Origin of the sequence: Paenibacillus sp. FSL L8-0333 (assembly GCF_037965665.1) — a bacterium.
Classification (GTDB): Bacteria; Bacillota; Bacilli; order Paenibacillales; family Paenibacillaceae; genus Paenibacillus_AQ; species Paenibacillus_AQ odorifer.
Window position 1 is genome coordinate 2,232,597 of sequence record NZ_CP150186.1, and the last position, 16,004, is coordinate 2,248,600.

Consider the following 16,004-nt stretch of genomic DNA (forward strand, 5'->3'; position numbering starts at 1 on the left):
TGGTTATTAAAATGACTGTTTATTGGTTTATGTGAAGCTTCTGATTCATTGTAGAGAAGCGGCGGGATCAGCCAGATCAGCAGCAATGTATTGAGTTTTGAGTGATACAAATTGGACTAAAGGGAAAGAGTTAGTTTTGAGTGTACTTCGTGCAATAGAATTCGTATTAGAGTGGAGAAAATTTGAATCTATTGCACTCTATGCAATCAATGGATGAGTAAGTGGCATTAAACTAACTTTTCACCAGAATCTATTGCAGAAAGTACAGCAGATTCAATTTTTGCTGCCAGGACGGCGGAGTCTGTTGCACAATATGCAACGTTTGTAGCTAGTTACCACAAACAGCCCAAATGTTAATTACACATTAAGCGAACTAATCGCAATTATATCTGTTCGTTTTTAACGTAACGAGACACTTAGCTGCCCGAAATCGAGCTTAACGAAAAACTACGCCACCATACACATTCCTGGCGTGGTATAATTCCAGCTGTTTGAACTGAATCCACCAGCTTGGAAGGTCTGGAAGCCTTGCAAGCTTTGGCTCGATACCGCCATTACAGGTTCCTGACTTTCGTCCGCAAATACAAGCTCGATCAGCTCGGCAATTTCCCCATGTTCATACGCGGCTGCAAGGCGGCTCAAGACAATCTGCACGGCTGTGTCCTGTGGTAAGGAAGGACCATCGGCCTGAAGCAGCTCTTGTCTTACGAGAGGAAGGGCTTGCCGGGCTCGGTGCAGAGCGGCTTTTATTGCCCCTTCTGTGGTATCGAGAATCTCGGCAGCTTCCATTGCAGAGTGTCCCAACACATCTCGAAGCAGGAATACCGCCTGCTGCAGCGGAGATAAATGCTCCTGTAGTGCTTGAAAAGCAGCTTCAATCTCAAATAAACCATACTCCGCAGAGGCTTCAGTGGGGGACTGATCCAGCTCCAACACTCGTGACAAGGTGGCTTTTCGCCGCATGATATCAATCCATGTGTTTCGGGCAATCCGAAAAAGCAATGCCTCAGGATTTGGGTGATTTGTAGAACTTGTATGATGAGTAGAATTTGTAGGAATCGTAGAATGCATTGCAGATTTTGCAGATCTTGTAGATGGTGCAGTCTTAGATGGCGTTACAGCCTTAGCAGACGTTGCAGCCTTAGAAAACGTATAGTTCATTTGATTAGTTTGATTAGTTTTAAGTTTTTCATTAGCTCCATTAGCTCCATTAGCTCCATTAGCTCCATTAGCCTTATCATTTTCAATGGTTTCTTTATTTTGTTTAACTTCATTCATTGGACTGTTCCCATTATTTGCGCTCGTTGAGTTCGAAGTCTTCATATAACCTAGAGCCTTGACCCATGTATCCTGAGCTAAATCATCGGCATCCCACGGGGATTGTGTCAATGCAAGACAATATCGCTTCAGAGCTATCTGCAAAGACCTGCTGTTACTTTCATCCGGCTCATCTCCGGTGCTAAGCTTCTCAAGGATGATCACTCTGCATAACTCCTTTTCCAGTAAGGTGATTTCGATTACTTCTAATAATAAACGAATGAGCAGGAAATTAAGATACGCAATTTTAAAAAATAAAAATTCTCACGCCTAACGTATCCTATCCCCATATTAATCCGTTTACAGGGTAGATTTCAAAACTCTAAAACAGATGGAGGTCGAATACGGATGGCGTACGTTCCTTATGTAGTCGAACAAACGAATCAAGGTGAAAGATCTTACGATATTTATTCGCGGCTGTTGAAGGACCGGATAGTGTTCGTAGGTGCGGAAATTGAGGATCAGCTGGCTAACAGTATTGTTGCCCAGTTATTGTTCTTATCAGCAGAAGATCCGGATAAAGATATACACATGTATATCAATTGTCCAGGTGGCTCTATCACCGCAGGCTTCAGTATTTATGACACGATGCAGCTTATTAAGCCTCCGGTGAATACCATTTGTACAGGAATGGCGGCTTCTTTTGGTTCTTTGTTGTTATTGGCTGGGGCCAAAGGGAAACGTTATGCCTTGCCGAATAGCGAGATTATGATTCATCAGCCGCATGGTGGGGCGCAGGGGCAAGCTAGTGACATTGCGATCAGTGCCAAACGTATTTTGAAGGCAAGGGAAGTGCTTGTGCAAATTACAGCGGACCGAACTGGGCAGACGGTAGAGAAGGTACTGCAAGATATGGATCGAGATTATTTCATGTCAGCCGATGAGGCGGTTGAATACGGAATTATCGATAAGGTCATCACAAATCTCTAAGACGAAGGAGTGAAGAAGGCTATGCTGGAGGTTTTGCAGGGAAAAGAGGTAACAATCTATTTTGTGGATGGCTCCAACGCTACAAAAGGAGTGCTGGAAACGGTAAGTGAAAATTTCGTCAAATATCGGACGGATTTTGAAGAGTTTTATATTCCAATCAGCTCGATCTGTTCTATCTCTCTAGGTACCAAAACGCGTGAACGAGCCAAAGTAGGGTTCACACAATAACATCAACAACATCATCTGTATAAAAAAGGGTTAGGAGCTCCCAAGCTCCTAACCCGTACTTTCCCGAATAGCCAAATAATGAGCCACATTTGCATGATGCGGCACAACGGTCTCCCCTTTAATCAGCTTGATTAAGGTTCGGGTGGCGGTCATCCCAATCTCCGTTCCAGAGTATTCAACCGAGGAAAGCTTAGGTCGAACGATAGAGGCAATGAAGCTGTTATCAAAACCGAACACGGCGACATCAGCTGGCACCCGTAGACCGTTATCGGTTAAATGATTCATGGCTCCAACTGCCATCCAATCTGTAGAGCAAAACACCGCAGTAGGTAACTCCCCGCTATCCATAATTCGGCGCATGGCGTCGCTCCCATCTTCGACGGCCATCGCACTTTCTACTACCCATTCTTTCCTTAAGGTTATGCCTGCATCCATAAGGGCTTGTAGATAGCCTTTATACCGATCCCCACCCACCGCATTATCTCCCGAGCCGCGAATCATAGCGATTTTGCGATGACCTTTTTGAATCAGATAAGTAACAGCTTCATAGGAGGCAGTTATATTGTCCAGATGAACGGAAGGAATCATATCCACCTGCGATTGTTGCCCGACAAGCACGCAAGGTGTATTTGAGCTGCGGATGATCTCCAGATGTTCATGGTTTGGAATTGAACCCACAAATATATTTCCTTCCGTCCCAATACGCTGGAACATCTTCAAATAGTGTTGTTCACTTTCTGCACTGCCGTCCGTTAATCCGACCATAATGTCGTATCCATACAAATCCGCAAGATCGCGAATACCAACATTGAAGTCATCCAGTACAGTGTTGCTATTCTGCGGAATGATCACACCGATCAGCTGTGTATTAGCTTTGTCCGTTTCAAGGCCGATGACATTCGGACGGTAGTTGGTTTGTTTAATAGCTTCCAATACTCGTTTACGGACATCTTCGTTTACTGGTTTGCTGTTATTGATTACCCTGGACACCGTAGAGATCGAAACGTTCGCCATTTGGGCTATATCTTTTATCTTTACCTTCAAGAAGATCACCATAACTTTCCATATGATTCACTTGGTGTTTCAACTCTCGCAAGCATATCACGGATAGCTTCAAGAATCCAAAAGATTGTTGTTGACCTAGGAAATAAAAGGTCCTATAATGATCGCTGTAGGAAAATTATTTCCTTGAAAAAAGCTTTTTTTGAACGATAAAGTTGAATTTTTGCTAAAAACAATAACTAAATTATTAATTTTAATGAATTTAGGGAAAATATTTTCCTATGAAGGGTATATGAATACGAAGGAGCTGCATGCATTGAACAGAACATGGTGGAAAGAAGCCACAGCGTATCAAATTTACCCACGGAGCTTTATGGACAGCAATGGTGATGGTATAGGCGATCTGCAAGGAGTCATTTCTAAACTTGATTATTTGCAGGAGCTTGGCATCAATGTCATTTGGATCTGTCCTATTTATAAATCCCCAAATGATGATAATGGTTATGATATTTCGGATTATCAGGATATTATGGCGGAGTTCGGCAGCATGGCCGACTTTGATCAGCTGCTGCACGAGGTTCATGCACGAGGCATGAAGCTGATTCTGGATCTAGTGATTAATCATACTTCGGACGAACATCCATGGTTTGTTGAAGCACGTTCAAGCAAGGATAATCCGAAGCGGGATTATTATATTTGGAGTGATCCTAAGGACGGGAAGGAGCCGAATAACTGGGAGAGTATTTTCAGCGGTTCGATTTGGGAGCTTGATCCCGCCACAGAGCAATATTTTATGCATGTATTTTCCAAAAGACAGCCAGACCTCAACTGGGAGAATCCTGAGGTGCGCCGTGAATTGTATAGCATGGTCAACTGGTGGCTGGACAAAGGAATCGACGGCTTCCGGGTGGATGCCATTTCACATATTAAAAAAATCACCGGACATCCCGATCTGCCGAATCCACAGAATCTTCCGTATGTTCCGTCTGGCGATGGTCACATGAACCGTGAAGGGATTCACGATTTCTTGCAGGAGCTCAAGCAGGAGACGTTTGACCGATATGACATCATGACGGTTGGCGAAGCGAGTGGTGTAAATGTTGATCAGGCGGAGTCGTGGGTGGGTGAAGAGCAAGGCAAATTTAATATGATTTTTCAATTCGAGCATTTAGCTCTTTGGAATAAGAGTGTGACAGGTGGATTGGATGTTCTGCAGCTAAAATCAGCTCTCTCCCGTTGGCAAAAAGGTCTTGAGGGCAGAGGCTGGAACGCATTGTTCATCGAAAATCACGACCAACCGCGTTCAGTTTCTACTTGGGGAAATGATGGCCAGTATTGGAAAGAGTCAGCTAAATCGTTGGCTACGATGTATTTCCTGATGCAGGGAACACCATTTATTTATCAAGGTCAAGAAATTGGGATGACCAATGTAAGATTTGAATCAATGGATGATTACGATGATGTGGCGATGAAGAACTTGTATCGTTTGGAGACTGAAGCCGGTAAATCACATGAGGAAGTCATGGAGGTAATCTGGAAGAACGGTCGGGACAACTCTAGAACACCAATGCAATGGAGCGACTCTGAAAACGCTGGTTTCAGCAGCGGCAAGCCATGGATGAAGGTGAATCCGAATTATACGGAAATCAATGTGGAGCGGGCGAAGCAGGACCCTTATTCCATCTATCATCATTACAAAAAGCTTATCGCTCTTCGGGCTGCTAATCCCGTTACTGTTTACGGGACTTATGATCTCATTTTGCCTGAAGATGAACGTATTTATGCTTATACTAGGACGCTTGGAAATGAAAAACTGCTGGTCATGTCTAACCTGACAGCAGAGGAAGCGCTGTTTGACCTTCCATTTGAATTGGAGTTTGATACTAGTGAGTTGCTCTTGCATAACTATGAGGTTGATCCTGCGGAGCCGATTGAGACTGTCGCATTACGGCCTTACGAGTCCCGTGTGTATATGCTGGTTAACGCACCTGTAGAGCAAGAGGGGAGCAGTGAACTTGTACCTGCACAAGAGTTAAGTGAAGCTTCTTTTCCAGAAACAGTTTAATATATTATTGTAATTCAAAGCGCCCGGTTATCCGGGCGCTTTTTTTGTTGCGGTAGTGTAGGACTCTTGCACAAAATGAATACGCTTACCTAGGCAAGTCGTATAAAAATATTATTTTTTCTATTATTTTTGTTCCCAAAATTAATAGAATACTATATTATGTTATGAATACAGATTCATATAAGTGTATATTCATTCAATTTGGGGTGAAAGTAGACAAAATTATAGGAGGTAAAAAATGTCCAAGAGAATACTATCTTTATTACTAGCTTTTACACTTATGATGTCGGGTCTGCTTCCAGCTGCATATGCAGGTGAAGTTGCAACCGAAATTAACCCGCAGGCGGTTGTTGCTCCGGTTTCTACGGAGAACACAGCTGACCCAGCGGTGCTTTCTTCAGAACAAACTACGGTAGCGACTGCTGTCTATGAACAAATAGCGGCGACAGTTTCCACAGAAGTATACAAAGCTTCTATGACGGAAGCTAGAACATTAGAATTGACTTTAGATCTTCCTGATGGGGCATCGCCTCAAGATATCATCTGGAATTTTGGCAGAACGGCGGAAGAGATGAAGCCGCTGGCAGAGTGGAAAAAATGGAATAAAGATGCGAAAGATTATTCAGGTAATCCTTTCGTAACAGTGACATATGAGCCGATCTCAGGTTCAAAAGTAAAGGCTTTAATTCATTTTGATTTGCTGTACGGAGAGAATCTCTCACTAACGGGTATACGTGCAGAGTACGTCAAACGAGTGGGAATTTATAATCTAATCGGGACATTACCTGCTGGAGATGTGCTGGTAGAGCAGCAAGTCAAACTAAATCCATATGAAACCTATCATACATATGATGAGATTAAACCCGCGATCGATAGGATTACTGCTGAAAGCAATAATAAATATGATCGATATGTAGAGTATCAGCAAATTGGGACCTCAACTCAAGGTCGTGCCATTCATTTCTCTATTGTTGCTAAGGATAAGTCCTCAGTAGATCAATATTTGAACGAGACCTTACCGCTTATGATGAATGATCCTGAAGCCCTGCAAAAGAAAATTAACGACGGGGATCTGCAGAATTATAAGGTACCTATTTGGTTGAATAACATTCATGCCGATGAAGCCAATGGTGTCGATGTAATCATTAAGTTTTTGGATACGCTGATGACACAGCAAATTGTCACCTATGATACCACTGATGAGAATGGAAATCCGAAAAAGGTAGTTCTGAACATCGACGAAGCGCTTGACCATGTGATTTTCCTGCTTGATTATGTAGAGAATCCTGACGGTCGCGCGTTAAACACGCGTCAAACTTCAACGCTGCTTGATCCAAATCGGGACAACTCTTACCAGACCCAACCTGAGACACAAGCGGTAACTGCACAAATTGCTAAGTGGACGCCGCTTACCTTTTTGGACATGCATGGATTTGTAAGTGGCTTCTTGATTGAGCCTTGCACACCACCTCATGATCCTAACATTGAATATGATCTTGTAATGCCAAGTATGCTTGAGCAAGCAAATGCCATGGGTAAGGCGGGGATTGCTAATACAAAATATGATTCCTACCATATCCCTTATGAAGAATACGAAAAAACACAACAGGATCCGAACTATAAAGGAACGAATGCAACAGGTTGGGATGATGCTTCGCCAGCCTACACAGCTGTATATGCCATGCATCAAGGAGCACTTGGGCATACCATTGAAGTGCCTGAATTGAATGAAGATTCACTGGATGCCTTTTATTATGCGGCTTTGGGGGCCACCGATTATGTGATCAACAACAAGCAGGAACTGTTCCTGAATCAATTGGAAATCTTCAAACGGGGTATCCAAAATGAGAATACTAATGCTGCTGTTAAAGATTATCTAATCAATGCACAGAATGAGTCTATTGGACGTCCAGGGGTAGATGAGAATACGAATTTCTTCCCTGAGTATTACATTCTTCCGGTTGCAAAAGATTTGCAAAAAAATGATCTGGAAACCTACAAAATGGTTCAGTACCTACTGCGTAACAATGTGAAAGTAGAACGGACAACAGCCAGTGTAACTGTAGATTCTGTAGTCTATCCGGCTGGAACCTATGTGGTGAATATGCATCAAGCCAAAAGAGGTTATGCGAATCTTGTCTTGTATGATGGACTAGATGTCTCGGATTTTAATGAGATGTATTCCGATACGGTACAGAATTTCTCGGCTATGCGTGGTTTTGACCGATATATTAGCCGTTCTGTAGGAGCATTCACTGGGAAGACAGAAGAGGTTAGCGGTGTAACGATCCCTAGTACGAATCTGGATCAATCTCCGTTCGAGCAAAATTATGTGATTAAAAACAGCAACAATGATGCGATAAAAGCTGTGAATGAGCTGCTAGCCAACCATAAGGCAGTGACACTGCTGGAGAATGGGGGTACAGGTTACGAGAAGGGAAGTTTCCTTGTTTCCAGATCCAATCTTAGAACGGTATCGTCTAAATATCTGCTGGATATTGTGCCGTTTAGTGCTGCAGAGAACAGAACGGGTAAATTGCTTAAGGCTCCTAAGGTAGCTATTGCAGGAGCGACTGCATTTATGCTGAAGGATCTTGGGTTTAACGTAACTACGGATACAGTGGCAGCAGATGTTCTAATCAATTCGGGAACGAATCTGATTGCTACAGGTAAACCGTTTATCGGTTATGGAAGAACGATGCTAAAAACTGTTAAAGGGCTTAAGGTCCTCCCTGGACTGGACTATTCAACTCCGGTCAATAAGGATGGTAAAGAAGATGCTCATGAGGGATTGTTTAAGGCTGAGGTCTCTCAGGACAATGTAATTACAGCGCCTTATGCCGATAGCGAATATCTCTACACAGTTTCCGCGGCTTATATTACAAAAGTGCCTGAAGGCGCAGAGATCTTGGCGAAATACGGATCAGGAGCTGACTTTTTCAAAGCAGGCTGGTGGCCGAATAACGAGGCTGCACAAGACCAAGTATTGGCGCTTACTTACAATACAGACAACATCCATGTGACGTTATTTGCGAATGATCTGATGAATAAATATCATCCGCAAAATCAATTCAGATTGCTTGCCAATTCAATCTATGCTGCTGCTCCAGCGGCGACTAAAGAGGATGGTATGGATAACGGGGTGAATGAACCAGAGCCAACAACACCTTCGACACCGTGGCAGCCATCTGTAACATCAACACCTGCACCGACCGTGCAGCCGTCTGCAACACCAACGCCAGCTCCAACTCCAACTGTGCAGCCGTCTGCAACACCAAACCCAATAGGTTCTAACTTCACGGATCTAGGTAAGGTGGCGTGGGCAGTATCGGCAATTCAAGAGCTGGCGGCAAAAGGGATCCTGCAAGGAGTGAGCGATAATTCCTTTGCTCCGCTTAAAGAGGTGACGCGTGCCGAGTTTATTACCATGATCGTGCGAGCTTTTGATCTGCTTGATGTGAAATCAACCGCTGCCTTCAGTGACGTGAAAGCTTCTGACTGGTCTTATGGATACATTGCATCCGGGGTCAAGAACGGATTGATTAACGGTGTAGGCAATGGAAGGTTTGATCCTAACCGTGCGATTACACGCGAGGAAATGGCAATCATTGTATCCAATGCACTTAAGAAATTTAAAGGCAAGTCGGTAAATGATACAAATGCCGCTTTGGCTAACTTTAAAGACCAGGCAACAATCGCTGCTTACGGTAAAGAAGCGGTGGCATTACTAACTCAGGAAGGTATTGTGCAAGGTCTGATTGCGGATACCTTCGGTCCTAAAAACATTGCCAACCGTGCTCAAGCAGCAGTGATTATTGATAGGATGTTGAAGCTTAATTAAGTTTTAGATACTTATAAAATAATACAAGAATGCCCCTCAGCTATTTGGCTGAGGGGCATTCTTTTTATAGTTACTCTGCATTATCCGTAGATGGTAAATCCGGCAGTTGTTGAATGTAGCTGTTAGACATATTTAGAAGCCGCTGAACGGCGTCAAATTGTTCTTTTGTCGAACCGCCCTCTGTTTCAGAGCCATCGATTAGATTAAAGTTGTCTCCATCATCGTAATCGACACCAGTCAAATACATGCTTGTGTCATTAATGAAAGAGCCGGTAGGCAAAAAGTGTCTGACAGGGAGCATGTTGGTCTGTTGGTTCATCAGATCTTCTCCGAAGTAGAGCTGATCTTTCATTGAAATCCCTAACAGGTTAGCTACAGTTGGCATAATGTCGATCTGGCCGCCAGTTTGGCTGTATACCGTAGGTTGACCTACCCCTGGCGCATGTACGATGAAAGGAATGTTGAACATATCGGTATAACCATATTCGTGACCGACCATTTCTTCCATTAACGATTTCTCGTTGCCATCAAGGGAATATAGCGATACACCCTGATGGTCCCCGTAAAAGACAATGACGCTATCATCCCATAGACCACTGGACTTTAATTGATCCAGAAATTGTCCCATTGCATAATCTGCGTAATTTTGAGCTAGAATATAGTTGCCAACTAGGGTACCTTCATACCGTTTAGGCAGCGTCATTTTATTTTTTGACTCTGGCATTTTATAAGGGTGATGAGCACTCATAGAAATGACCATTGCATAAAAAGGATCATCTTTAGCATCCATTTTGACTAATTCAGGCACAGTCTTGGCATAGAGTACCTCATCAGAAGCACCGAATGCGATATGATCACCATCCCCATAGAACGCTTGATCGTAATACTTATCAAAGTCTAGGACTTTGTATAGAGTTTTGCGGTTCCAGAATTCTACGCTATTGGTGTGAAAGGTTGCTGTATTATATCCATTAGCTTTCATCAGCTTAGGCAGGCTCGGAAGCGCCTTATCCATATAATTGGATGAAGTGGCTACCTCGTGATGAGGAACGTACAACGAAGTATTCACCACAAATTCAGCATCCGAAGTTGTTCCTTGCCCGGCATTAGTATAGAAGTTATTGAAATAATGTTCGCTTTTCAAAAGCTTATTTAGATTGGGTGTTACTTCCTGTCCGTCAATGCTCAGGTCCAGCAAAAAGTTCTGAAAAGATTCCATTTGTACCACGATTAGATTTTTACCTTGAGCTGCCGCCCAGTACTTCGGTGAGCCAGGCTCTGTAATTCCTTTGGTCTCGTTAATGGATGGTTGCGTGATTTCTTTGCTGTCGATTATTTCTTCTGTTTCCCTTGTATCGGCAAAAATAGTATAGACCTCGTAATTAAGAATCCCCATACTCTCCGCTTTTTTGTTCTCGTTCATACTGGCATGATTCGGCCAAACATTAAAGACACAAACTGCTAAGGAAACACTGATGATCCCAAACAAAGCGGTCCGGTTCATGCGGCGGTTCATACCTCTTTCTTTCCAGATCGCAATATATTTCGGACGGAACATAAAAAACATGAACACTACAATATCCACAAAAATGAACAAATAGTAAGGGTCCAGCAACGAGTATGTGCTTTCTCCCACCTTAGTTACTTTATCTGCTTGTTCCAAGGCATGATAAGTAGCAATTACACCGTAATATTTGTAATACATTAGGACGGCGAAATATATGACTGAAATCAATAGGTTGGCTATCATGTAATACAGAAATTTTCGTTTGGAAGCCATCCATTCAATAAGTCCAAATACGATAAAGAAAAATGGGATCTCTGTCAGCAGCATGCTCCAGTTAGGACCGTCGCTAAAAACTACGAACCAGGCCACTGCGCATTTTAGCAGCAGGACGAAGCTAAAGACTAGGAAGGGTTTGTTTTTTATATCAAAATCTTTTTTCACTCGTTATCATCCTCTCTGATGCAATTACACCAAGGTCCTGCATATACCTGTATTTCATGGAAATCCGTTGCAATATGCCGAAGCTTATTATGCTCCCGAAGTTATCAAGTGTCAAAAGGTGGACGAGAGTCCTAGAGTGAAGCAACAAGCGATTTATGCCGCATAAGCAGGTAAAATCAACGCCAATCCCAAACTACAGGGTCCTATGCGTATAAAATGATTTTAATAATTTCCAGTTTCCCGCAACTTTGTATAATATTCCTCAGTCTAAATATAGAGGAGTGATTAGAGAGGCGGGAATTAGATGACCCAGCGGCAGTTCATAACGATGGTAACGATTTGTTTTCTTGTGCTCTTAAATTCAGGTTGTAATCAAGGGGAGAACTCCATTGGTGTGGAGCCTTCTGGCTCTATAGCTTCAACGTCTGTACCACAGGTTCCCGAAGACTTTTTGCTAACACTGGATTATAAAGTTCAGAACCATCCGGATACATTTGCAGTTGAGGTACCACAGAACTGGGAGGTTAAGCTGGGGGAGTATCCAGTGGGACTTTACTGGCGATTAGCGAATGAGTTCTCTAAAGATGCCGGATTGGATTTGACCCTCCTGAAGGGTGCCACGGTAGAGGTACAGCGGTATTCCTTAGTCGATGGTTTACCTGGTTCTGGCGAACAAAAAGAATTTTCTTATCCCTCCAATCTCGTTTTGCTTGTTCAATCAGGAAATACCGTTGGGGCTTGGCTGGAATTTAATATTCAAAGTATCGGCCCTTCTATTAAGAAGCGTAGCTTGACCGACATTACAGGATATACATTTGAGGAGTGGACGGAGAGAGAAGGTTTGTTTGCTAAGGAAGGTGAGAATGGTGATTTAGCCTCATTAGGCCATTTCGAGCTGCTGGATGCTTTTTTCCAGGCTATACAGGTGGGTAATCATACCCGCGCCCGCGCATGTTTGAATCCTAATGCCTTACTCACTGCATTGACGGTTAACCGTCAAGAGCATCAACTCTATAACCCGGGTTTTGGTGGTGAAAATGCTCTCAGTGAAAGTATTGTTGAGGCTAAGCCTACCTCTTATAAAGTGATGGATTATGATACTGGCTCTGAAATCAAAGACATCGGTGATCGCACAACGTTAAATATTGTGGTCGATCTGTATATGAAATCACTAAATCCCGTCTTCAATACCCCAGATGGCCGGGAGACTCGCTTCGCAGTGTTGACCAAACACGCTAACGGCTGGAAGATTGGAGGTTTTGGAACGGGACCGTGAGTTGTTGCGTTATCTATTTATTAATAAAAGGAGTGATCTCAAGTGTTTAAACAAAGTTTGATGTCAAAAGTGCAGGTAAGGCGGATATGTAGAGTTGTTGTCGGGACTGTTCTTAGCTTGGCTATGGTCTCACCCTTAGTGGCAGCAGCAGATAATGTGAATTCACCTGAAGAAAAGAAATTATTGTCTGGCATCACCCAACTGGACGCTGGTGACAGAAGTGCGTATGCCGTCACTGCGGATGGAACAGCCTGGGCGTGGGGTGGTGGGTACGGCTCTATTGGTAATGGGGCGACCACACCAGCGTATACTCCCGTCAAAATGCATATCGATCATGTAAAGCAAATCTCAGGTGGTTATCGTCATAACTTGATGTTGAAGGACGATGGAACAGTGTGGGCAGTAGGGGGGAACGAGCATGGACAACTTGGCATTGGAACACAGTCCTCTAAGATTCTTGTAGAGCCTGTTCAAGTGCAAGGGCTAACAGATGTGAAAGCTGTTTCTGCGGGGGGCACCTTTAGCTTAGCTCTTCTTAAAGATGGAACGGTCTGGGCATGGGGAGGCAATGAACAAGGTGAACTCGGTGACGATTCGCGGAAAAACAAGCTAACCCCGGTGCAGGTAAAGGGACTACCCTCTGTCCTGTCTATAGCAGCGGGATCGAATAATTCAGTGGCGCTTGGTAATGGTGGAGAGGTATGGGTGTGGGGATCGCAGCAACCGCTGGGAACGCAAAAAGGCGTAATCTTAAAGCCTACGCTTATTAAAGGAAGCGGAGAATATAGAGCGGTTGATATGGACGGAGCCTATGGGCTCTATGGGGCAGCATTGAGATGGGATGGTACAGTATGGATTTGGAATAATTACATAGATCCATATCTGGGAGAAACTCTAAAACCCGTTCAGATTCCAGGGCTTTCAGACGTCATTTCGCTGACAACAGATTCCGCGGTGAAGGCGGATGGGACCGTGTGGCAGTGGACGGTTGGCGATAAGAACAAGATTAATGTTACACAGTCAAAGGGTATTCAGAATGCAGTTTCCATTTCTAAAGGGAGCAGAAATCATTATGTACTCTTAAAAGATGGTCATGTCCTTGCCTGGGGAGCAAATGAATTTGGGCAGACGGGTCTGGGGGTCAGAGAGATCGAGGTGAATACGCCTCAGCTCGTGAAGAAATCTATTCAAGTATTGTTGAATGGGAATGAAATGGAACTGACTATGCCGCCACTACTAATTAATAATTCGACATATGTTCCTTTAAGAGGAGTCTTCGAGCAGATGGGAGTTAATGTTCGTTGGGATGTTCCATCGAGAGCTGTGGTCGCTGTAAAGGGATCTACAACTCTGATCTTGAATTCGGTAACTGGACAAACGACTGTTAATGGAAAGGTAATAGCAACAGATCAAAAACCGGTCTTCATTAATGATAGCGTTTATGTACCCCTCAGATTGATAAGCGAAATGTTGGGGGCGCAGGTAGAATGGGATGCAGATGCTTATGCAGTTCGAATAAATTCCAATAAATAAGTTGACTATTTATTAGAAGCTTTAGGCTGAATTCTCCTTCTGGAGAGTTCAGCTTTTTGCGTGGAGCGCAGAAGATTTAGAGGGAAATGCAATAACGGTAAACAAAGCGTATGCGATTTTGAAGAATGTAAGCGGGAATCTTTTCGAGGATTATTTATACGGATGATGATGAATATTGGAAAAATGGGACAACTTATAATTATCCCAATGATCGTTCAATTCTGGTCGCGAAACGGATGGGCATAGCAACAACGATTAATATTGCGACAAAAACGGGTAAGAGTATATATTACGGCCTCTTTGTATTTGTTGCAGTGCTGTTGATTGGAATGGTGGAAACCGAACGTTTTTAGGCGGAGTTGAAAGGATGGTGAGGTTTTTCATTGATTTTAAAATAAATCGTATGAAGTATAACCCTCTTGTGATAGAATAATCTAGTTGCTCTAGTTTCTGAAAATCCACTCTGTTCCAGCAAAACACCTGATCTATACACGTGGATAATCGAGGAAATATGAGCATTTAAGAGTATTAACAAGATTTCTTAGAGATTTTACACAAAACACATCATTTTTTGTCGGTTTTTATTGATTTATTCAAAAATATTATGTATAATCAGCCTTGTTGATTTTGCAAATGGAATTTTAGGAGGTTTTTATTTTGGGAAAAGCGTTAATTATTGGCGCTGGCGGCGTAGCAAGTGTTGTTGTTCATAAATGCTGCCAGAACCCGGATGTATTTGAAGAGATCTGCATTGCCAGCAGAACTGTCGCGAAATGTGACGCTCTGAAAGATAAATTAGCCGGAGGCCGCACGAAGATTTCTACTGCTCAGCTCGATGCAGATAACACGGACGAAGTCATTGAACTGATCAAGAGCTTTGAGCCGGATGTCGTTATTAATGTCGCTCTCCCATATCAGGACCTGACGATCATGGATGCGTGCCTGGCAACAGGAGTGCACTATGTGGATACTGCCAATTATGAACCACAAGATACAGCGAAATTCGAATATTCCTGGCAGTGGGCTTACAAAGAAAGATTTGAGAAAGCTGGCCTTACCGCTTTGCTCGGCAGTGGATTTGACCCAGGTGTAACTGGCGTGTTCACGGCTTACGCGCAAAAACACTATTTTGACGAGATCCATACCATTGATATTGTAGACGCCAACGCTGGCGATCATGGATATCCATTCGCTACAAACTTTAATCCTGAAATCAATATTCGTGAAATTACAGCTAATGGCCGTTATTTCGAGAATGGCGAGTGGATTGAAACCGCACCACTTTCTGAGAAGAAAGTTTACGATCTTCCGGAAATCGGACCTAAAGATATTTATCTTTTGTACCATGAAGAGTTGGAATCCTTGGCTGTTAATATCAAGGGCGTGAAAAAGATCCGTTTCTGGATGACTTTCTCGCAGAACTACCTGACTCACTTGAAAGTGCTTGAGAATGTGGGTATGACTTCTATCGAGCCTATCATGTACGAAGGCAAAGAGATCGTTCCTTTGCAATTCTTGAAGGCAATGTTGCCTGACCCGGCTTCCCTGGGACCAAGAACAAAAGGTAAAACTAACATTGGATGTATCATCCAAGGTACTAAAGACGGTAAGCCAAAAACTTATTATGTATACAACGTTTGCGATCATGAAGAATGTTATGCAGAGGTTGGCTCCCAAGCCATTTCCTATACTACAGGCGTTCCTGCAATGATCGGAGCAATGTTAATTATAAAAGGAATCTGGAAGAAACCAGGCGTGTACAACGTAGAAGAGTTCGATCCAGATCCATTCATGGAAGCTTTGAATAAACATGGTCTGCCTTGGCAAGAAGATTTCTCGCCAACGCTGCTAGACTAAGGCGCGA

Annotated in this window: 10 protein-coding genes and 1 pseudogene; 7 read left to right on the forward strand and 4 right to left on the reverse strand. The window is 43.3% G+C overall.

What is annotated here, in order from left to right; translation table 11 throughout:
* Positions 1–447: 447 nt before the first annotated feature.
* Complete coding sequence (locus tag NYE72_RS09615; RefSeq protein ID WP_339212061.1) at positions 448–1,323, reverse strand: RNA polymerase sigma factor; 876 nt, start codon at positions 1,321–1,323, stop codon at positions 448–450.
* A pseudogene (locus tag NYE72_RS09620) lies at positions 1,321–1,422 on the reverse strand (sigma factor); the annotation flags it as partial. The pseudogene NYE72_RS09620 and the gene NYE72_RS09615, both read right to left, overlap by 3 nt.
* A 243-nt stretch (positions 1,423–1,665) precedes the next feature.
* On the opposite strand from NYE72_RS09620, the gene clpP reads away from it, so the two are divergent.
* A complete protein-coding gene (gene clpP, locus NYE72_RS09625; protein WP_036679301.1) occupies positions 1,666–2,247 on the forward strand; it encodes an ATP-dependent Clp endopeptidase proteolytic subunit ClpP in 582 nt (193 codons plus the stop codon).
* Between the two features lie 21 nt (positions 2,248–2,268).
* Positions 2,269–2,475 carry a hypothetical protein gene (locus NYE72_RS09630; protein ID WP_076107497.1) on the forward strand — a complete coding sequence of 69 codons (207 nt, stop codon included), beginning with the start codon at positions 2,269–2,271 and terminating at the stop codon, positions 2,473–2,475.
* A 48-nt stretch (positions 2,476–2,523) separates the two neighbouring features.
* Here the strand turns inward: NYE72_RS09630 and NYE72_RS09635 are convergent, their stop codons facing one another.
* Entirely contained in the window at positions 2,524–3,519 is a 996-nt protein-coding gene (locus NYE72_RS09635; protein ID WP_235219425.1) for a LacI family DNA-binding transcriptional regulator, read from the reverse strand.
* Positions 3,520–3,793: 274 nt separating this feature from the next.
* On the opposite strand from NYE72_RS09635, the gene NYE72_RS09640 reads away from it, so the two are divergent.
* Positions 3,794–5,542, forward strand: coding sequence for an alpha-glucosidase (locus NYE72_RS09640; protein WP_081389339.1), 1,749 nt, complete (start codon positions 3,794–3,796; stop codon positions 5,540–5,542).
* 238 nt (positions 5,543–5,780) lie between these two features.
* The gene (locus tag NYE72_RS09645) at positions 5,781–9,383 is read left to right on the forward strand and encodes a M14 family metallopeptidase (protein ID WP_076140898.1); all 3,603 of its coding nucleotides are present in this window, start codon (positions 5,781–5,783) and stop codon (positions 9,381–9,383) included.
* Positions 9,384–9,453: 70 nt separating this feature from the next.
* Here the strand turns inward: NYE72_RS09645 and NYE72_RS09650 are convergent, their stop codons facing one another.
* Positions 9,454–11,331, reverse strand: a complete 1,878-nt coding sequence (locus tag NYE72_RS09650) for an LTA synthase family protein (protein WP_076107493.1) — start codon at positions 11,329–11,331, stop codon at positions 9,454–9,456.
* Positions 11,332–11,635: 304 nt separating this feature from the next.
* On the opposite strand from NYE72_RS09650, the gene NYE72_RS09655 reads away from it, so the two are divergent.
* The 3 genes from NYE72_RS09655 (at position 11,636) to NYE72_RS09665 (ending at position 15,997) form a co-directional block, all read left to right on the forward strand.
* Positions 11,636–12,607: a DUF4830 domain-containing protein gene (locus NYE72_RS09655; RefSeq protein WP_076107491.1), complete on the forward strand. Its 972-nt coding sequence runs from the start codon at positions 11,636–11,638 to the stop codon at positions 12,605–12,607.
* Between the two features lie 42 nt (positions 12,608–12,649).
* Positions 12,650–14,140, forward strand: coding sequence for a stalk domain-containing protein (locus NYE72_RS09660; RefSeq protein ID WP_076107489.1), 1,491 nt, complete (start codon positions 12,650–12,652; stop codon positions 14,138–14,140).
* A gap of 657 nt (positions 14,141–14,797) precedes the next feature.
* Complete coding sequence (locus tag NYE72_RS09665) at positions 14,798–15,997, forward strand: saccharopine dehydrogenase family protein (protein WP_036679313.1); 1,200 nt, start codon at positions 14,798–14,800, stop codon at positions 15,995–15,997.
* The last annotated feature ends 7 nt before the right edge of the window (positions 15,998–16,004 follow it).